Annotated in this window: 19 protein-coding genes; 7 read left to right on the forward strand and 12 right to left on the reverse strand. The window is 71.5% G+C overall.

What is annotated here, in order from left to right; all coding sequences use genetic code 11:
* Positions 1-7: 7 nt before the first annotated feature.
* The 3 genes from DSM104329_RS18690 to DSM104329_RS18700 are packed head-to-tail and all read right to left on the reverse strand — an operon-like array spanning position 8 to position 2558.
* On the reverse strand, positions 8-784 hold the full coding sequence (locus DSM104329_RS18690) for a molybdenum cofactor biosynthesis F family protein (protein ID WP_259311363.1): 777 nt from the start codon (positions 782-784) through the stop codon (positions 8-10).
* Entirely contained in the window at positions 781-1365 is a 585-nt protein-coding gene (locus DSM104329_RS18695) for a helix-turn-helix domain-containing protein (RefSeq protein ID WP_259311364.1), read from the reverse strand. Before DSM104329_RS18695 ends, DSM104329_RS18690 begins: the two co-directional genes overlap by 4 nt.
* A complete protein-coding gene (locus tag DSM104329_RS18700) occupies positions 1365-2558 on the reverse strand; it encodes a cytochrome P450 (protein WP_259311365.1) in 1194 nt (397 codons plus the stop codon). Before DSM104329_RS18700 ends, DSM104329_RS18695 begins: the two co-directional genes overlap by 1 nt.
* 103 nt (positions 2559-2661) lie before the next feature.
* Here DSM104329_RS18700 and DSM104329_RS18705 point away from each other — a divergent pair, with 103 nt between their 5' ends.
* Positions 2662-2985, forward strand: coding sequence for a Rieske (2Fe-2S) protein (locus DSM104329_RS18705; protein ID WP_259311366.1), 324 nt, complete (start codon positions 2662-2664; stop codon positions 2983-2985).
* On the opposite strand, the gene DSM104329_RS18710 is transcribed toward DSM104329_RS18705, so the two are convergent.
* Positions 2982-4568 (reverse strand): 4-hydroxyphenylacetate 3-hydroxylase family protein, encoded by a 1587-nt coding sequence (locus tag DSM104329_RS18710; RefSeq protein ID WP_259311367.1) that lies wholly within the window; start codon positions 4566-4568, stop codon positions 2982-2984. The two genes, DSM104329_RS18705 and DSM104329_RS18710, sit on opposite strands and share 4 nt — an antisense overlap.
* Positions 4569-4702: 134 nt before the next feature.
* On the reverse strand, positions 4703-5260 hold the full coding sequence (locus DSM104329_RS18715; protein ID WP_259311368.1) for a TetR/AcrR family transcriptional regulator: 558 nt from the start codon (positions 5258-5260) through the stop codon (positions 4703-4705).
* A gap of 273 nt (positions 5261-5533) precedes the next feature.
* Between DSM104329_RS18715 and DSM104329_RS18720 the strand changes: the two genes are divergently transcribed.
* Positions 5534-7099, forward strand: a complete 1566-nt coding sequence (locus DSM104329_RS18720) for a 4-hydroxyphenylacetate 3-hydroxylase N-terminal domain-containing protein (RefSeq protein WP_259311369.1) — start codon at positions 5534-5536, stop codon at positions 7097-7099.
* Positions 7100-7163: 64 nt separating this feature from the next.
* Here DSM104329_RS18720 and DSM104329_RS18725 read toward each other — a convergent pair whose 3' ends face one another.
* Positions 7164-8456 carry an LLM class flavin-dependent oxidoreductase gene (locus tag DSM104329_RS18725; protein ID WP_259311370.1) on the reverse strand — a complete coding sequence of 431 codons (1293 nt, stop codon included), beginning with the start codon at positions 8454-8456 and terminating at the stop codon, positions 7164-7166.
* A complete protein-coding gene (locus DSM104329_RS18730; RefSeq protein WP_259311371.1) occupies positions 8453-9250 on the reverse strand; it encodes an alpha/beta fold hydrolase in 798 nt (265 codons plus the stop codon). The genes DSM104329_RS18725 and DSM104329_RS18730 overlap by 4 nt, the downstream gene beginning before the upstream one ends.
* Positions 9251-9490: 240 nt before the next feature.
* On the opposite strand from DSM104329_RS18730, the gene DSM104329_RS18735 reads away from it, so the two are divergent.
* Complete coding sequence (locus DSM104329_RS18735) at positions 9491-10198, forward strand: IclR family transcriptional regulator (protein ID WP_259311372.1); 708 nt, start codon at positions 9491-9493, stop codon at positions 10196-10198.
* Between the two features lie 110 nt (positions 10199-10308).
* Here DSM104329_RS18735 and DSM104329_RS18740 read toward each other — a convergent pair whose 3' ends face one another.
* On the reverse strand, positions 10309-11346 hold the full coding sequence (locus DSM104329_RS18740; RefSeq protein ID WP_259311373.1) for a sugar ABC transporter substrate-binding protein: 1038 nt from the start codon (positions 11344-11346) through the stop codon (positions 10309-10311).
* Positions 11347-11686: 340 nt separating this feature from the next.
* Positions 11687-13123 (reverse strand): MFS transporter, encoded by a 1437-nt coding sequence (locus DSM104329_RS18745; protein ID WP_259311374.1) that lies wholly within the window; start codon positions 13121-13123, stop codon positions 11687-11689.
* 77 nt (positions 13124-13200) lie between these two features.
* On the opposite strand from DSM104329_RS18745, the gene DSM104329_RS18750 reads away from it, so the two are divergent.
* The 3 genes from DSM104329_RS18750 to DSM104329_RS18760 all read left to right on the forward strand — a co-directional run bounded on the left by DSM104329_RS18750 (position 13201) and on the right by DSM104329_RS18760 (position 15579).
* Positions 13201-13506, forward strand: a complete 306-nt coding sequence (locus DSM104329_RS18750; protein ID WP_259311375.1) for a hypothetical protein — start codon at positions 13201-13203, stop codon at positions 13504-13506.
* A 97-nt stretch (positions 13507-13603) separates the two neighbouring features.
* The gene (locus tag DSM104329_RS18755) at positions 13604-14923 is read left to right on the forward strand and encodes an LLM class flavin-dependent oxidoreductase (RefSeq protein ID WP_259311376.1); all 1320 of its coding nucleotides are present in this window, start codon (positions 13604-13606) and stop codon (positions 14921-14923) included.
* A complete protein-coding gene (locus DSM104329_RS18760) occupies positions 14920-15579 on the forward strand; it encodes an NAD(P)-dependent oxidoreductase (protein WP_259311377.1) in 660 nt (219 codons plus the stop codon). Before DSM104329_RS18755 ends, DSM104329_RS18760 begins: the two co-directional genes overlap by 4 nt.
* Here the strand turns inward: DSM104329_RS18760 and DSM104329_RS18765 are convergent, their stop codons facing one another.
* On the reverse strand, positions 15580-16410 hold the full coding sequence (locus DSM104329_RS18765) for an alpha/beta fold hydrolase (protein ID WP_259311378.1): 831 nt from the start codon (positions 16408-16410) through the stop codon (positions 15580-15582).
* A 128-nt stretch (positions 16411-16538) separates the two neighbouring features.
* On the opposite strand from DSM104329_RS18765, the gene DSM104329_RS18770 reads away from it, so the two are divergent.
* Complete coding sequence (locus tag DSM104329_RS18770) at positions 16539-17264, forward strand: IclR family transcriptional regulator (protein ID WP_259311379.1); 726 nt, start codon at positions 16539-16541, stop codon at positions 17262-17264.
* Between the two features lie 2 nt (positions 17265-17266).
* Here the strand turns inward: DSM104329_RS18770 and DSM104329_RS18775 are convergent, their stop codons facing one another.
* Both DSM104329_RS18775 and DSM104329_RS18780 read right to left on the reverse strand, forming a co-directional pair.
* Entirely contained in the window at positions 17267-17662 is a 396-nt protein-coding gene (locus DSM104329_RS18775; protein ID WP_259311380.1) for a carboxymuconolactone decarboxylase family protein, read from the reverse strand.
* 52 nt (positions 17663-17714) lie between these two features.
* Positions 17715-18665, reverse strand: a complete 951-nt coding sequence (locus DSM104329_RS18780; protein ID WP_259311381.1) for a fumarylacetoacetate hydrolase family protein — start codon at positions 18663-18665, stop codon at positions 17715-17717.
* Positions 18666-18697: the final 32 nt, after the last annotated feature.

The following is an 18697-nucleotide window of genomic DNA, read 5'->3' on the forward strand; positions in this document are numbered from 1 at the left end:
GGGGTCCTCACAGTCCCTCGTAGGTGGTCTCGTTGAGCAGCGTGGCGATGGAGCCGGTGCGGATCTGCAGGGCGCGGCCGGTCTCCTTCTCCCAGCCGAACAGGCGGCCGGTCGCCCGGCCCGCCTCGAGATCGAGCGTGATGGCCCCGTTGAACGGCTGTGCGCGCTCGTGCCAGGAGAACAGGTACAGGCGGTCGGCGAGTTTGTAGGCGTCGGTGTAGTCGACGTCGGCGATGCCCGCCTCGGGGCCCTCGAGCCCCTGGTAGGCGTAGGTGCGGTGGCTGAGGTAGATGTGCTCGAACGCGTGGGTGTCGCTGTAGCGGTGATGGACGCGCCTGCCGACGAGCTCATGCGTGCGCTCGAAGCGCTCGCCGATCGGCCCGCCCACGCCGGCCTGGCCGAAGGTCGTCACCTCGCGAACGCCGTCGCCGTCGTCGACGAGCCGCGTGAGGTTGAGGATCGCGCGCGCGTGCGCGAGGTCGAGGACGGCGAGCAGGCTCGTGCGCTCCTCCAGGCGCCCGATCACCACCAGATACAGGTCGGGGCGCAGCTCGATCGCCTCATAGTCATCGGTGCCGGACAGGCCCCAGAGCTGCTCGACATCGCTGCTCCACGTCAGCTGCGCCTCGCTGTCGAAGCGCACGTCGATCACCGAGCCGTCCTTCATGTGCAGCGCGAGCCTCCGGCCGGCGAGTGCGTCCGTGGGCTCCGGCCGGTACGCGTCGTGGTTGTCGAACTGCTCGGAGAGCGGGATGACGTCGGTGGCGAGGGTGGGTTCGGTCATGAGTTCCTCTCGTGGTGTGCGACGGTGAGGACGGCCCAGACGCGCGCGGTCCCGGGGCCGAGGCCCTCCCAGCGGTGCGGACGGTCGCCCGGGTAGACGGCGTAGTCGCCCTCGGCGAGCTCGGCCTGCTGGTCGATCGGCCCGGCGGCGATCCGCCCCGAGCGCACGATCACGTGCTCCCACGACCCCTCGCCATGCGTGGCCGACACCTCGGCGTGGCCCGCCGGCAGCGTGAGGTCGTGGACCTCCACGAGGAGGCGGTCGCGCGACATCACGTTGACCAGCCGCGCCGGGCCGGCGTCGTCGCCGATGTCGAGCCCCTCATGGGCGCGGACGACCTCGATGCCGACCAGCGACGCGGCGAACAGCTCGGGCAGCGGGACGGCGAGCGCGGCCGCCAGCGTGGCGAGCGTGTCGAGGGTCGGGTTGGCCGCGCCGGTCTCCAGCTTGGACAGCGTGCCCTTCGACATGCCGGCCCGGGCGGCCAGCTGCCCCAGGCTCATGCCGTGGCGGGCGCGCAGGACGCGGACGTTCGTGGCGACGTTCGTGGCGGCGGAGCCGAGGGCGGCGGCCTCCGCCATCACGCGTCCCAGCGGACGTACAGCTGCTTGGGGGCGCGGAACGCGAAGCCGGTGACGACCGGCTCGCGATCGGGGTCCAGGCGCAGGCCGGGCAGCGCGGGCAGGAGCTCCTCGAGCGCGATGCGCTCGAGCTGGCGCGAGAAGTAGTGCCCCGAGCAGAAGTGCTCGCCGTTGCCGAAGGACATGTGCGACTGCCGGGGCCGGTCGATGTCGAACTCGTCGGGACGCTCGAAGCGGGCCGGGTCGCGGTTGGCCGACGACAACACGATCTCGACGACATCGCCCTCGGGGATCGACACGCCGTCGAGCTCGAGGTCGCATGCGGCCTGGCGCTCGGTCCAGCCGATCGGCGCGATCCAGCGCAGCCCCTCGGTGACCGCCGTGGGCACGAGCGAGACGTCGGCGGCCACGCGGGCCAGTTGGTCGTCGGAGCGGCCGAGCAGGCCGAGCATCGTGGAGCCGGCGGCATGGCCCGGCTCCTGCATGCCGCCGAGCAGGATCACCTTCAGCGACGGGAGCACCTGGGCGGGCGTGCGAGGGTCGCCCTCGGGGCGCCCGCCATGGAGCATGTGCGAGAGCATGCTCTCGTCCGGCTCGCGTGTGAGCCGCTCGAGCAGCGGCACGATGCGCTCCTCGATCTCCGTCGTCACCGCGTCGGCGCGGGCGAGCTTGGCCGGATCGAGCTCCGAGCTCGAGATCCCGACGTTGAGCTCATGGAACCAGCGTCGCAGCGTGTCGTCGTCGACGCCGAGGCCGAGCAGGTCGCCGAGGCCGCGCACGCTCACCGGCTCGAAGAACTCGCTCATCAGCTCGGCCTCGCCGCGGCCCTCGAGCGCGGAGAGGCGCTCGAGGGCCACCGGCCGGACCAGATCGTCGATATAGCCGTTGACCGCGCGCGGGCGCAGCAGCGGGTCGACGCCGTCGCGCAGGTCGCGGTGCTCGTCGCCGCTCGTGGCGAGGATGTTCGGCTCACCGAAGACGCGGTTGAGCGTCGGGTGGTTGGCGGCGGAAGCGAAGCGGTCCGTGTCGGTGCCGGCCGTCCAGCACTCGTCCCAGCGGGTGACGAGCCAGGCGTTCGCCCAGGGCAGCCAGGCGACCGGCGCCTCGTCGCGAAGCCGGGCGTACGCGGGGTACGGGTCGGCGTGGAGGCTGTCCGGCGTGATGTCGTCGATCCAGTTGACGGTCGAGCGCATGGGTCGGTCCTTGTGTTCACCAGGATGAACGATCGTTTCCTACTACAACACCATTCCAGGTGCAGACGACGCCGTCAACCCGGAATGAGAACAGGATCGTCCGATGACCGACCACTGGACCGAGCTTGAGCTGCTGGACGAGCCGAGCGACGACGAGGTGCTCGGGGCCCGCGCCGGTGACCGCGCACTGGTCGCGGTTCGCCACCAGGGCGCCTGGCGCGTGTTCGCGGACAGGTGCACCCACGCGGAGTGCGCGTTCACCGACTACGCCGAGGTCGTCGCCGAAGACGGGGTGATCGTCTGCAACTGCCACGGCGCCGAGTTCCGCCTGGCCGACGGGTCGGTGGCTCTCGAGCCGGCCGAGATCCCGCTCACCCTGCTCGAGGTGCGCGAGCGGGACGACCGGCTCGAAGTGAGGCTGGATTAGCCCGTGACGCGGCGCCGGACGACGCTCACGTCACCCGGATCGACGAGATCGCCGGCGGTCCAGCCGTCGAGGTCGTACTCGGTCATGCAGCCTTCGACCATCTCCTGGCAGTGCTCCAGGAGACCGCTCGCCTGCGCGCCCCAGAGCGACCGCATGCGGTTGGTGCGGCGCGGCGCGCCGTAGTTGAGCTCGTAGAGCTCGTGGCGGCTGCCGAACTCCGAGCCGATCGCGTCCCAGAGCAGCTTCATCGTCTTGACCCGGTCGGGCGCCGCCATGCCGTGCGACCCGCGATAGAACCGATCGAGGACCGGGCGCAGCTGCTCGTTGTGGAAGTCGGCGGCGTTGGAGTTGAGATAGATCAGGTTCGACCCGACGGTCTCCTCGATGAGCTGGCGGATGCGGACATATGCCTGCGACGCCATGTGCAGGTACACCACGCCATACGACCCGTCCGGCTGCACGGCGTCGCCGGCCCACGGGTGGGCGTTCTCGATCATACCGTCGGTCAGCCCGGCAAAGAGGTTGCGCCACATCAGCAGCTCCCCCAGCGCCTCCTGACCGGCTGCCGTCGTCTCGGTCCCGTTGACCGCCTGCGCCCGGGCGAACAGGCCGGCGAGGAACTCGAGCTTGACCGTGAAGCGCACGACCGCCTGGAAGGCGAGGCGCTCGACGAACCCAGAGCCCTGCATCCAGGCGTTCGCGACCTCGGCGCCGTAGCAGAAGACGTCCTCCCACGGGACGAGCGCCCGCTCGAGGATCAGCACGGAGTCGTTCTCGTCGAGGCGGCTGGACAGCGGGTAGTCGAAGGGGCTTCCCACGGTCGCCGCCTGGAACTCGTAGGACTGGCGCGCGACGAGCTTGACGCCCGGGGTGTCCATGCCCACCGCGAACACGAGGCCGAACGCGTCCTTGCGCACCGGGGCGCCGTAGTGGGCGACGAAGTTCGCCTGCGTCAGCGCCGCGTTGGTCGCCACCATCTTGGCGCCGCTGACGATGAGTCCCGCATCAGTCTCCTCGTCGACGTGCATGTAGACGTCCGGCACCTCGTCGGGCGACAGGTGCCGATCGACGGGCGGATGGACGATCGCATGGTCGAGGTACATGACCCGCTCCTGGGCCATGCGATACCAGCGCTCGGCGTTGGCCTCGTAGTCCTCGTAGAACGCCGAGTTGGCCCCGAGGGTGCCGAGAAACGACGCCTTGTAGTCGGGCGTGCGCCCCATGAACCCGTAGCCCATCTGCTGCCAGGCGCGGATCGCGGCGCGCGACGCACGCAGGTCGTCCTTGCTGCGCGGCGTGCGGAAGAACGGGTGCGTGAACCCGCCGTTGCCCGTGTCGGTGGGGCCCGTCAACACAGCGCGCCGGCTCTCATCGTGCAGCGCGTCGTAGAGCCGAGCCACGGAGCGCGCGCCGTTGCGAAAGGCGGGATGCGCGGTGACGTCGTCGACCCGTTCGCCGTAGATCCAGACCTCGCGGCCGTCGCGCAGGCTCTCGAGGTACTCGTCGCCGGTGTACGGACGTGCTACAGGCGACGAACCGCTGTCGTCGGGCCGGCGCGGCTCCTGCTCGCTGCTGAGGCTCATGCGGTCTGCTCTCCTCCGCTCGCGCGGCCGTATCAGCGCCGCTCACTCATATGTACGCTGCGTACACAACAGGTGGCCCGGCAGCGTACGCCGTCGGTGGCGCCGATGCAAGCGGAGGGCGGGACGGGCTCAGATCAGCCGGCGAGCACCCGCCGGAAGTCCGGCTCGATGCTGTGCGCCGGCATCGGCTCGTGCAGCACCACGGACTCCGCCAACATGCCCTCGACCATGTGGATGAGCACCCGGGCCGTCCGCGCGTCCGTGAAGCGGCCGATGAGCGCCTCGGTGTCGTCGACCCAGCGCCGCGCGCTCGCCGCGAGCGCCGGGCGCTGGCGCGCCGCCAGGAAGAGCTCGTAGTCGAACAGCAGCCGCTCGCGATCGTGGACGGTCAGGTGCTCGATCAGCTGCGCCAGCGCGCCCGCGAGGTCCTCGTGCGGGCCGAACCGCTCGAGCGCCTGAGCGAGCATCTCGCGGTCCGCGGACTGCGCGAGCTCGACCGCGCTGTTGAGCAGATCGTCCTTGCCTGCGAAGTGATACGTGGTCGACCCGAGCGGCACGTCGGCTTGCCTGGCGACGGCACGATGGGTCAGGCCATCGATGCCATCGCGCGCCACGACGGCGATCGCCGCGCGCGCGATCCGGTCGCGACGCTCGGGATCATGGCGTCGTCGCCGCCGCGCCGTTGAGGCCATGGCGCCCACGCTACTCGCACTCCCCGCCAGATCGTCGCCCGCGATCCTCCCCGGCCAAGACGCACACGGTCGTCGGTCGATTGCTGAATATCGGTATTGACGTTCGCTATTCGTAGACGCATAATAGTGCGCGGGTGTCGCCTTTGCGCGCAGCGCGAGCCAGCGTCGGCAGTTGCTGCTGATAGCGGATCGTGCGGTGCGATATCGCGACACCGTTGTTCGCAAGCCCGTGGCTGACCGCGGGCAGCCCCAGCTTCGACCGAGGACGGAGAGATGACACAGTTCGACGAGCCGGCGGCGTCCACGACGACCCAACGACAGCTGCCGTTCACCGGCGACGAGTACCTCGAGAGCCTGCGCGACGGCCGCGAGGTGTGGATCTACGGCGAGCGGGTCGACGACGTCACCACGCATCCCGCGTTTCGCAACTCCGCCCGGTCGATCGCGCGCCTCTACGACGCAATGCACGACCCGCAGTACCGCGACCGCCTGACCGCGCCCACCGACACCGGCAACGGCGGCTTCACGCACCCGCTCTTCAAGGTCGCGCACACGCGCGATGACCTGCGCGCCTCCCGGGACGCCGTCCGCGTCTGGGCCGAGCTGACATTCGGTTGGATGGGCCGCACGCCGGACTACAAGGCCGCACTGCTCGGCTCCCTGGGCGCCGACCCGGACTGGTACGGCGGGTACGCCGGCAACGCACGCGCCTGGTACCGCGACGGCCAGGAGCGGATCCTCTACCTCGGGCACGCGATCATGCAGCCGCCGGTCGACCGCCACCGGCCGCCCGACGAGGTCTCCGATGTCTACGTCCACGTCGAGGACGAGACCGACAACGGCCTGATCGTCAGCGGCGCCAAGGTCGTCGCCACCGGCTCGCCGCTGACCCACCACGTCTTCATCTCGCACTTCGGGCTGCCGATGCGCAAGAAGGAGTACGCGCTCATCTTCATGGCGCCCACCAACGCGCCCGGCGTGAAGTTCCTCTCCCGGGCCTCCTACGAGCTGGTCGCCGGTCGCTCCGCGAGCCCATTCGACTACCCGCTCTCCAGCCGCCTCGACGAGAACGACTCGATCATCGTCTTCGACCGCGCCGAGATCCCATGGGAGAGCGTCCTCGTCTACGACATCGACCGGATGAACGCGTTCGACGCCGAGTCCGGCTGGGAGTCGCGGGCGCTCCTGCAGGCCGCGACGCGCATGACCGTCAAGCTCGAGTTCCTCGCCGGCCTCATGAGCAAGGCGCTCGACATCAAGGGCGGCGGCGATGCCCGCGGCATCCAGGCCGCCTTCGGCGAGATCATCGCGAACCGCAACATCGTCGCCGGCCTCGTCGACGGCGGCATCGAGTCCGCCCTACCGCACAACGGCGGCAAGTCGCTCGTGCCCAACGGCGAGGTCATGGCGGCGTACGCGGCGATCGCCCCGACGCTCTACCGCCGGGTGAAGGAGATCGTGCAGACGACGGTCTCGTCGGGCCTGATCTACCTGAACTCGAACGCGGTCGACTTCGACACGCCGGAGATGCGCCAGTACATGGATCGCTTCATGCGCGGCACCGGCGGCATCACCGCCGAGGAGCGCTCGAAGACGATGAAGCTGTTCTGGGACGCGATCGGCAGCGAGTTCGGAGGGCGGCACGAGCTCTACGAGCTCAACTACTTCGGCCCGCCGGAACTCAACCACCTCCGCTGCCTGTGGGGCGCGGAGGAGTACGGGGCGCTCGCCGAGTGGCGGGAGCTGGTCGACCGCTGCATGGGCGACTACGACCTCCATGGCTGGACGGCGCCCGACCTCGCCGGCACAGCCGACATCTCGGCGATCCGTCGCGGTTGAGCCGCCTCGCCCGGGTCGCCCTCCCCTCGTGGCGACCCGGGCATGCGGCGGCCGGAGATGACGGTCAGCCGCCGGCCGCGACCGCGCGGCGCGGGTCGACGAGCTCGCCGTCGATCCGGGCGCTCGGCGCGACGGCCGGCTGCCGGCCGCGCTCGGCCCGCTCGGACCACGTCTCCGCGCCGGGCAGCGGCCGGTCGGCCCACACGGGACGGCCGCCGCGCAGGCGCGGGATGACCTCCTCGGCGAGCAGCGACATGTTCTTCAGCATCTGCCAGCGCGGCATGGGACCGGGGTTGACGTCGATCAGGAAGCGCCCCGCGCCGGTCGCCTCGGCGATCTCGCCCAGGCGCTCGACGACGGTGTCCGGCGATCCGGCGACGATGCCCCACTCGCGTTCGAGCTGCTCCCAGGTCGCGTCGGCCGGATCGGAGCTGCGGTAGCCCCCGCGCATCATCCCCGCCAGCGACGCCTGGCTGACGTGCCCGGGCGGGAATGCGTCCGGGAACGGCGAGTTGAAGAAGTTCTGATACTGCCAGAGGACGTGGGGCTCGGCCTCGCGCCGCGCGGCGGCATCGGTCTCGGCCACGTAGACGGTGTTGACCATCGTCACCTGCTGCGGCTCGGGCTCGTAGCCCTCCGCGCGGCAGAGCTCCCGGAACAGCTCGAGGTTGCGCAGGAGGGTCGCCCGCCCCGTGAGGACGCACTGGTACACGTAACGGTGCCGTGCGACGAGCTCGAGCGTCTCGCGCGAGCCGACCGCCGGGATCCAGATCGGGGGGTGCGGCTTCTGGAGCGGACGCGGCCACAGGTTGACGTGCGGCACGTGGAAGTGGCGTCCCGCCCACTCGAACGGCCCCGGCTCGGTCATCGCCTTGACCAGCAGCTCGTGCGCCTCGTTCCAGCGCTCGCGCGCGAACGCCGGGTTCATGACGCCGTATGCGTGGTACTGCATGCCGATCCCCATCGGCAGGCCCACCACCAGCCGGCCCTTGGACATGATGTCGACGAGCGCGATCTCCTCGGCCAGCCGGACCGGCGTGAGGTAGGCGTTGGCGATGGGCCCGACCGCACCCAGCTGGATCCGGCTGGTGCGAGCCGCCGCCCACATCATGGCCGTGAGCGCGTTGCCGACCAGCCCGATGGGGCCGCCGTGCTGCTCGGTGAGCAGGACGCCGTCGAACCCCATCTCCTCGGCGACGACCATCGACTCGAGCTGCTCCTCGAGGACGCGCTGGGCGACGGCGTCGTCGTAGATCTCCTCCTGCGGCAGGTCGATGTAGTTCGACCGACGATGGCCGGCCCAGGGGACCTCCGGGTACGGGCCGTTGAACAGGGCCCAGAACTCCAAGCGCGTCATGCGATGACCTCGTTTCGCGGATGGGCGGCCACGTGCCCGGCGATGTGCTCGGCCAGGGCGCGCGGCTCTTGCAGGAGAAGCAGGTGGCCCGTCGGCGCGTCCGGTGGCCCGGAGACCGTCTCGAGCCGGGCGTTCGGGATGAGCTCGACCGCGCGCTGCGCGGCCTCCACCGGGATGGCGCGGTCCTCGTCGGGCCGGACGACCAGCGTCGGGATGCGCACCCGTCCGAGGCGTTCGTCGAGCTTGACGTCGTAGCGGGGGTTCCACGCGAGCCGCGCGTGCGTGACCGACTCCGCGTAGGCGCGCAGCGTGTCATCGGGTTCGCCGTCGAGAACGAGCAGGTGCTCGTAGCGATCGGCGCGGCCGTTCAGGAGGACGTCCAGCTGCTCGCGAGCGGTGAGCCGGAAGAGATCGGGCTGGGGCACGCCGGGCAGCCGCAGGCCCGCCGGCGCGACGAGCGTGAGGCTGCTGAACCGCTCCGGGTAGGTGATCGCGAGCTCCATGGCGATCCATCCCCCGAGCGCGTGGCCGACGACATGCGGGCGATCGACGTCGAGCGCGCGCAGGAACGCGTCGTAGTGGAGCACCACGTCGGCGAATCCGGTGAGGGTCGGCGGCAGCGGCGTGTCGCCGAAGCCCGGGTGCTCGGGCACGACGAGGTCGACCGACTCAGAGAGGTGCTCGTGGAACGGCAGCCAGCCGCGCGTGAGGTACGGCGCGGCGCCGTGGAGGTAGAGCACCGGCTCGCCGGATCCGCTCCGGCGGTACGCGGTGTGGAGCCCGTCCACCTCCACGTGATGTGGCTCCGCGCGCCGGGTTCGCTGGCCGCCCGGTCCGGTCCCTTGGTCGCGTGTCGTCACGTTGGTCTCCTGTCTGGGTTATGTGCGCTATGCGTGCAGATGTCTCATACTCCGGGCTGTGAGCTACGACATACCACGCACGCGATGGGCCCGGAGCGCGGGCGCCGGTGACGGACCTAGGCTTTGCCGGATGCGCCCCGAGACCGGTCCGAGGGCGGCGACGCCACCGTGCCCATGACCCCGTCCGATACCGCCCGCCCCGCCCTGAGCGCGGGCGCTCAGACGCTGGACCGCGGGCTGCACATCCTGGAGCTCCTGGCCGACGCCCCGCACGGGCTCACGGTCACGGAGCTCGCGACGGCGCTGGGCGTCCATCGCGCGGTCGTCTACCGCCTCGTGACCACGCTCACCAGCCGCGGGCTGGTCGCCCGCTCCGACGGCGGTCGCGTCCGGCTGTGGACCGGCGTCGTCCGGCTCGCCCGGGGAGCATTCTCGGAGCTGCGCACCGCCGCGATGCCCGAGCTCGAGACGCTCGCGCGAGACGTCGAGGCGACCGCCACGTTGAGCGTCGCCGATGGCGGCGAGGCGATCTGCATCGCCGTCGTCGAGCCGCAGAACACGGTCATGCACGTCGCCTACCGGACCGGGACGCGCCATCCCCTGACGATGGGCGCGTCCGGCAAGGCGATCCTCGCTGGCCATGCACCGCAGCCGAACGAGCCGCCCGACGTGGCCGCCGCCCGCCGCCGCGGGTACGTGCAGACGGAGGGCGAGCTGCAGAGCGGCGCCGTCGGTCTGGCGGCGCCGATCCGCGTCGGCGCCGCCCCGCCCGAGGCCAGCGTCGCGGTGGTGAGCCTGGCGCCGCTGGGCCCGGAGTGCGCGCCGCGCGTCGTGGATGCCGCCGATCGGATCTCGCGCGCGCTCACCGACGCGATGCTGTAGCCGGTCTCCCGGGGACGTCGTGCCGTTCGGGTGCAACGGTTGCGGGAGGCCCACCAACCGCACGGCGTCGGCCTGCGCCGGCGAGCGCGCTCGATCCGGTCGTCCTGCCGCTACTCCGCGCCCCACTCGGGCGTGAACTCGGCGACGTTCGCCTTGGTGATGATCCTCGGCTCGTCGATCGCCAGGGCGTCGACGCCGGTCGGGTCCACCGTCTCGCCGTTGACCGCCTGCGTTGCCGCCTTCGCCGCGGCCACGGCCTCCTGGAACGGCCAGTTGCCCGCGGTCGCGAACAGCGTGCCATCCTCGACGCCCTTGATGCCGAGGCGGCTTCCGCCGTTGCCCAGCAGCTTGACCTCGTCCTGCTTGCCCGCCTGCTTGACGGCGGGCACGACGGCCAGCGCCTGCGTGTCGGCAGCCGAGAGGAACACGGTGGCATCCGGATGCGCGCTCAGCGCGTCAGGGAACGCTTTCGCGATGACGCTCGGGTCGTACTGGCCGACGACCTTCTGCTCGATCTGCACGTTCGGTCCCGCCTCCTTGGCCACGGTGTCCACGCCGAGGTTCGTGAAGTGGTCGCTCGGCGTCGCGACCTCCGCGATCACCTTGCACGGGTCGACGCCCTTGCACGCCTCCTTGGTGATGTCGACGAGGTTCTTCGCGTTCGCGGTCGGCGTCTGGACGATGCTGGCGACGACGCCGTCGGTCTGCGGCTCGATCTTCTCCGGGTCCTTGCCCACCGCGATGTCGAGCGCCACGACCGGGATGTCGGCCTGCTTGGCCGCCGCGACGCACGGGACGCCCGTGGGGCCCTCGACGGCCTCGAGGATGATGGCGTCGAAGCGCCCGCTGGAGACCGCGTCCTGGCACTGCTTGAGCTGCTTCTGGGGGTCGAAGTTCGCGCTGAACACCTGCACCCGGCCCCCGTCCTTGGAGACGACGCTCTCGATGCCGTCCTTCTGGGCCTGGTGGAAGTCCGCGTAGGTGTAGACGAGGAACGCGACGTTCACCGGCTTGCCGCCGGCGGTCGTCGCCGTCGCCGTCGCCGCGGTCGACACGCCGGTGCCGGCGGGCGCCGCGGTCGACGAGGCGCCGCCGTCGTCGCTGGAACCGCATGCCCCGATCAGTAGGGCCACGGCAGTCACCGCCATGGCCGCGCACGCGCTCCGCCGGCGCGCCCGCCGTCCCGTCCCGACTCCATCGTTGCCCATATCGCTCCTCGCCTCCTCCCCGGACGCTCCGCCCACCGGAGCCATCCGTTCGTTATTCGCACGTTGCGTGCGAAGAGTAGCCACGCCGTGCGCACCGCGCAAGCGCGTGGGCACTCCGCGGCGTCAACCGCGGCGTCACCGCGGGGACAGCCCGTGGTGCCGCGATCCGCGACGGGCCGGCTCGGTCAGGAGCGCAGCAGCCGCTTGAGTCGGCAGCCGCCGCCAGGCCGGTCTCGTCGTGACGTCACCGGGCGCCGCAGCGTGCACCCGGAGCGCCCGGTCACCCGCCTCGGGCCGAGCTGATCGGCGAGCCGCACCGCGCCGGTGCGCGGTCGCGCACGACCGCCAGGACGACCAGCACGCCCACGGCGCCGATGCCTGCGCCGAGCAGCGCGGCGTCGCGGAAGCCCGCGGCCACCCCGGCCGCCCCCGGCTCGTCCGATGCGTGCGCCATCACCGTGGCGAGGATCCCGAGACCGATCGCGCCGCCGACCTGCGTGCTCGTGCTCCACAGCCCGGACGACAGGCCGGCCTCAGCACCGTGGCCAAGGTCGTCGCTCGTGGTGATGACGCTCGAGACCTCCGAGAAGCAGATCCCGATGCCGAACGCCGCGGCGGCCGGCAGGTAGACGAGCCACAGCGACCCGTCGGCGCCCACCGCGGACAGCCCCGCAGACCCGGCGGCGGTGAGCCCGAGGGCCCCCGCGAGCATCCTGCGAAAGCCGAAGCGTCCGACGAGGCGCGACGCCGCGACCGACAGGGTCAACGAGCCAAGGCCGGTGGGCAGCATCCACAGCCCGCACTCGATCGGCGATAGCCCGCGCGCCTCCTGCAGGAACACGGACAGCAGCGCGAGGATGCCGAGCAGCAGCGCCCCGAAGACGAGCGTCGCCAGGTTGCCCCCGACGACGTTGCGCAGGCGCAGGATGTGCGGCGGCAGGATGGGCGCGCGCACGCGCCGCTCCCAAGCGGCGAACGCGGCGGCGAGGACGAGGGCGCCGGCGAGCGGGCCCAGGACGGCGGCCGAGCCCCACCCGGCGCTGCCCGACTCGGCCACGCTCACGACGATCAGCGCGACGGCCAGCGACGCCGCGACCGCCCCGACGACGTCGAGCGGCCCGTCGCCGCGCGTGCCCGGATGCGCCGGGACGACGCGCAGCGTGGCCAGCGCGGCGGCGGCGCTCACCGGGACCATGATCAGGAAGACCCAGCGCCACCCCATGAGCTCCGTCACCACTCCACCGACGAGCAGCCCCAGCGTCGCCGCGACGCCGGAGACCAGTCCGAGGAGGCCCAGCGCCCGGTCGCGCCCGGCCCCGCGGGTGAACGTCACGGTGATGATCGACAGCGCGGCGGCCGCGGCGAGCGCGGAGCCGAAGCCCTGGGCCGCGCGGCCGGCGACCAGCGTCACCGCCGTCGGCGCGAGGCCGCAGCCCACGGAGGCGGCGGTGAAGACCGCCAGTCCGGCGACGAGCACCCGCCGCCGGCCGAACAGGTCGGCGGCCCGGCCCGCGAGCAGGAGGAAGCCGCCGAAGCCGATCATGTACGCAGTCTGCACCCACTGGAGGTCGGCGCCGGAGAACCCGAGGTCGCGCTGGATGGCCGGGAGCGCGAGCGTCGCGTCGACGTCGAGCAGGACCACCAGGAACTGCGTCAGCAGCAGCAGCGCGAGCAGCAGGTTCGGATGTGCGGAGCGCGGCGGGGCGGGCTGGACCACCGGCTGATCGTCGCACGTTTATCGCACATAGGCGTCCGGCTATGGGTACGATGGCGCTCCCTAGACCGAGGAGAGCCATGGCCGACGACCTGTACGCCGAGATCGTTCGCGTTCGCCCGAAGGACGCCGCCGCCGAGGCGCGGCTGCTCGAGATCCGCGACGACCTCGTGCAGTCCTACCGCGACAACTTCCCCGCGTTCGTCAGCTGCCGGCTGCTGAGGCCCGAGGAGGGAGGGACCTGGGTGGACCTGTGGCTCTGGACCTCGAAGGCCGCCGCCGAGGAGGCTTTGGCCGACACGAGCAGGACGCCGCTCTTCGAGGAGTGGGGGTCGCTCGTCGAGTTGGTGCAGTTCGAGTGGGCCGCCGTCCTCGCCGACCACTGACCGTATGGCTTCCGATAATCGGTATTGTCAAGACCGATAGTTGAGCCTATGGTAGGGTCGCACGAGTTCATCCCGCAGCGCAGGAGCTGACGTCCGCATGCCCGATCTCGAGTTCTATCTGTTCAACTTCGGGTCCTACCCGGACGTTCCACACGTCGACGACACGCCACGCCGGTCGCTCTACATCGACGCGCCGAACGAGCTCTACGACCCCCGCAAGGGCCAGTGGGTTGTGGACTCCTACCTCGACACCCTCGAGTTCGGCGAGAAGCTCGGCTTCGACGGCCTGTGCACGACGACACAGATGGGCGGGCCGATCGGCGTCACGCCGAGCTCGATGCTGCCGGCCGCCTGGCTCGCGGCGCGGACGCAGCGGATCAAGATCGTGGCGCTCGGCCCGATCCTCAACACGTACCTCTCCCCCATGCGGGCGGCCGAGGACATCGCGCTGCTCGACACGATGAGCGGCGGGCGCCTCATCGTCGGGCTGCCGATGGGCCACGGCCAGAACTGGCACGCAGCCGGCGGCATGAACCCCGCGTACGCGCGCGACCGTCACTGGGAGGCCCACGACCTCATGGTCAAGGCCTTCACGGAACCGGGGCCGTTCGAGTGGCAGGGCGAGTTCTTCCACGTGCCCTACGCCAACCTGTGGCCGCGTCCGGTCCAGCAGCCGTACCCGGAGATCTGGGTCCCGGCCGCCGGCTCGCGCGTCACGTTCGAGCGCTGCGCCCGGCACCACTACACGTACCAGACGCTGTTCTCGCCGAAGAAGGCGCTGCTGCGCAACGTGACCGCCTTCCGCAAGGTGGCCGAGGAGGAGTTCGGCTACACGCCCGACCCCAACCAGATCGTCTCGGTGCTGTTCGTCCACGTCGCCGAGACCGACCAGCAGGCGCGGCTGGAGGCCGAGCCCCACCTGCGCTGGGTCTTTCAGAACATGATCCGCGCGAACGCCTACGACGCGTTCCCGCCCGGGCACTTCAGCCCGCAGTCGCTGCGCGGCTTCCTGACGGGAGGCGGCTACCGCAACCGCGACATCGGCGACATGACCTACGAGGAGATCGTCGACGAGGGCTGGGGCGTCATCGGCTCGCCCGACACGGTCTGCGAGCAGCTCGACGACATCGTCACGCAGCTGGGTGCGGGACGCGTCATCGTCATCGCCGACAACGGGGCGATGCCCAACTGGATGATCCGCAAGTCCATGACGCTGATGGCCGAGCAGGTCATCCCGCGCTTCCGTCCGCCGGGCGGCGCGCCGGTCTGGGCGCGCGAGGACCCGCGACCGGTCCCCACCCACGCGCAGCTCGGCGCCGACCTCATGGGCCGCACGCTGCCCGCCCATCCCGAGGCGGTCATGCCCGACGGCGACCGCATCGACGTCCGCACCGGCCACGTCGCGGACGCCCGATGACCGCGACCCAGCCTCTGCGGATCGCGATCTTCGGCGCAAGCGGATCGATCGGCAGCGCGATCGCGGCCGAGGCGCTCGCGCGCGGTCACGCGGTCGTCGCGGTCGCGCGCGAGCCGTCGCGCGTGAAGGGCCGCCACGAGCGTCTCACCATCGTGACCGGCGACGTCACGGACGCGGCGTGCGTGGCGCAGGTCGCCGCCGACTGCGACGCGGTCGTCAGCGCGGTCGGCGGGGCCGCCGAGGGCCGCCCGGAGGTCGTCGTCGACGCGGCGCGCGCCCTCGTCGACGGGGTCAGCGCCGGCGGCCGCGCCCGCCTGTTGGTCGTAGGCGGCGCGGGCAGCCTGGAGCACCCGGCCGGCGGCACGGTGTCGTCCCAGCCGGGCTTCCCCGACGCGTGGAAGCCGAGCTCCCACGCGCAGGGCCGCGCCCTCGAGGTCTTTCGCGAGGCCGGCGACGCGGTCGACTGGACCTACCTCAGCCCCGCCCACGTCATCGAGCCGGGCGAGCGCTCGGGCACGTATCGCACGGGCGGCGACGCGCTGGTCGTCGACGACGCCGGCGAGAGCCGCATCACGATCCCCGACTACGCGGTCGCGGCGGTCGACGAGCTCGAGCGGCCGCGCCACCGCGGCCGGCGCTTCACCATCGGCTACTGATCAGACGGCGCCGGCGTGCCCGGCGATCGCCTCGGCGAGCTGCGCGGGCCGCTGGACGATCAGCAGGTGGCCGGTCGGCTCGCCCGGCTCGCCCGCGACCACGGTGCGCTGTGCGCCCGGGATGAGCTCGGCCCAGCGCTCGGCGTGGCGGGCGGGGATCAGGCGGTCGTCGTCGGCGCCCACCACCAGCGTCGGGATCCCGATGCGCCCCAGGCGGTGGTCGAGCTTGACGTCGTAGCGCGGGTTCCACATGAGCCGCGCGAACGCGATCGACTCGCTGTAGACCTGGATCGTGTTCTCGATCTCGTCGCCCTGCTGGAAGTACTCGAGGTACTTCTCGGGCGGCGCGCCGCTGAGCAGGATCTCCATCGCCATCTCGGGACCCATCCGGAACGGGTCGGTCATCGGCGCCTCGGGGACGCGCAGGCCGGCCGGTGTGACGAGCGAGAGGGAACGGAAGCGCTCCGGGTAGAAGATCGCGAGGTACGCCGCGATCCAGCCGCCGAGCGAGTGGCCGGCGAGGTGAGCGTCCTCGATGCCGAGCGCGCGCAGGAAGCCGTCGTAGTGCAGCACGAGGTCGTCCATGCCGCGCAGCCAGCCGGGCATCGCGGTGTCGCCGAAGCCTGGATGCTCGGGCACGATGACGTCGAAGCGCGTGCTGAGCTCCTCGTAGAGCGGCAGCCACGAGCGGGTGAGACCGGCGCCGTGGAGGTAGAGCAGCGGCTCGCCCCGGCCCTTGCGCCGGTACGCGGTCCGCAATCCGTCGACCTCGACCCACTGCGGCTCCGTCCAGTGCGCCCAGTCACGGGTCGCCTCGGCGGTCTGGGTCATGTCTCCCTCCAAAGCTGCGTTCGATTTGCGAGCATCGTTGTTCGTCTAACGGTATATCTCTCGCCGGCATCCGTCAAACGGCCGCATCCGGTCGGGAGCCGTCGCAGGCTGCCGGTATCGTCCGCGCCGTGGCCGAGATCTCCAAGACCGCCGATCAGGCGCTGACGGTCCTGCTGGAGGTCGGCGAGAGCGGCCCGGTCACCCCGGCCGTCCTGGCCCGGTCGCTGGGCATGAACCGCACGGTCGTGCACCGCCTGCTCTCGACGCTGCACCAGCGCGGGTTCATCACGCGCCAGGAGAACGGCTACGTGCCCGGCGCCATCCTCGTGCGCATCGCCGACCACGTGCAGCCCGAGCTGCGCTCGCAGGGCCGGCGGGTGATGCGCGAGCTCAGCGACCTGGTCGGCGAGACCGTCGTCATGCACATCCCCGACGGCGAGGACGCCGTCGTGCTCGACCAGGTCGTGTCCGACCGCAACATCGTGCGCGTCGAGCACGAGATCGGCTCGCGCCACACGCTCGTCCAGGGGGCCAGCGGCCGGGCCATCCTCGCGTTCCTCAGCCCCCAGGTCGTCGACCGCATCACCCGCAAGCTCGACAACGCCGACGGCATCCGCCGCCAGCTCGAGGGCGTGCGCCAGCTCGGCTACTCGCTCTCGCACGACGAGCTCCAGCAAGGCGTCCACGGCCTCGCCGTCCCCGTGCTCGACGACACCGGCGTCGCCGTGGCCAGCCTGGCGATCCTCGTGCCGGTCACGCGCGCGAACAACCTGACCGAGCACACCGACGCGCTCCTGGAGTCGTCGGCCGGGCTGTCGCGGGCGCTGTCGGGCGCGCACGTCGCCGCGCGCTGATCTCAGGCCGCGCCGCCCTCCTCGGCCTCGACGGCGTCGAAGACCTCACGCGCCAGCCGGAACGCCTCCACCCCGGCCGGGATCCCGGCGTAGATCGCCAGCTGGATCAGCGTGTCCTGGATCTCGTCCTTCGTGCACCCGTTGCGCAGCGCGCCGCGCAGGTGCAGCTTGAACTCGTGCGAGCGGTTCAGCGCGCCGAGCATCACGAGGTTCAGCAGGCTGCGGTCGCGGCGGGTCAGCGCGTCGCGCCCCCACGCCGCGCCCCAGCAGTACTCGGTGACGAGGTGCTGGAAGTCCCGCGAGAAGTCGTCGGCCTGCGCCAGCGACCGGTCGACGTACTCGGCTCCCACCACCTCGCGGCGGATCTCCAGCCCCTTCTCGAACATCTCCTGGCTCACGGATAGGCCTCCTTCAGGGTCGACACCGTCGTGTGTGAGGACCCGCGGGGTCTCATCTCTGGGACTCCTCGTCCACGACCGGGTTGGTCAGCGTGCCGAGCCCCTCGACGGTGACGCTCACGGTGTCGCCCGGCTTGAGGAACTCCGGCGGGTTGCGCTTGAAGCCGACCCCGGACGGCGTCCCCGTGGGGATGACGTCGCCCGGCTCGAGCTCGATCCACTCGGACACGTGCTCGATGATCGTCGGCAGGTCGTAGATCATGTCGGAGGTGTTGCCGGTCTGCTTGACGACCCCATTGACCTCGGTGCGCAGGTCGAGCTTGTGCGGGTCCGCCACCTCGTCGGGCAGCACGAGGAACGGGCCGAACGGCCCCGACGCGCTGAAGTTCTTGCCCGACGTGTACTGCGTCACGCGGAACTGGTAGTCGCGCACGGTCACGTCGTTGAAGACCGAGTAGCCGGCGATGTGCTCCATCGCGTTCTCGCGCGAGATCCGGTGGCCGCCCTTGCCGATGACGATCGCCAGCTCGCCCTCCCAGTCGAACTCGTCGGAGACCGACGGGCGCACGACCGGATCGCCCTGGGCGACGAGCGTCTTGGCGAAGCGGGCGAAGACGATCGGGATCGGCGAGATCTCCAGCCCCGCCTCCTTGGCGTGCTCGGCGTAGTTGCGCGCCACGCAGATGATCTTCGGCGGCCGCGGGACGGGCGGCAGAAGCTTGACGGCCGACAGGTCGGTGACGAGCAGGCCGGCGCGGGCTTCGGCGCGGTCGAGCGCCTTGACGTGCGCGACCGCCTCGGCCGCCGCCGCGACGGCGGGGGCGTCCAGCTCGAGGAACTGCAGGACGTCGGCGCCGACCGCGGCGTCGGCGGCGGCCTCGGCGGCGGCGTGCCCGGCGCAGCGCGCCAGGGCGGCCGAAGCGCGGTTGAGGTCGATGACCGTGTCGCCGGCGACGGCGCCGAAGCGCTCCTGCCCGGCCTGGAGGTAGGTGGCGAGTCTCATGGGTCCTTCGCGTTGCGGTTGAACGTTTCCGA

Source organism: Capillimicrobium parvum, assembly GCF_021172045.1.
Classification (GTDB): Bacteria; Actinomycetota; Thermoleophilia; order Solirubrobacterales; family Solirubrobacteraceae; genus Capillimicrobium; species Capillimicrobium parvum.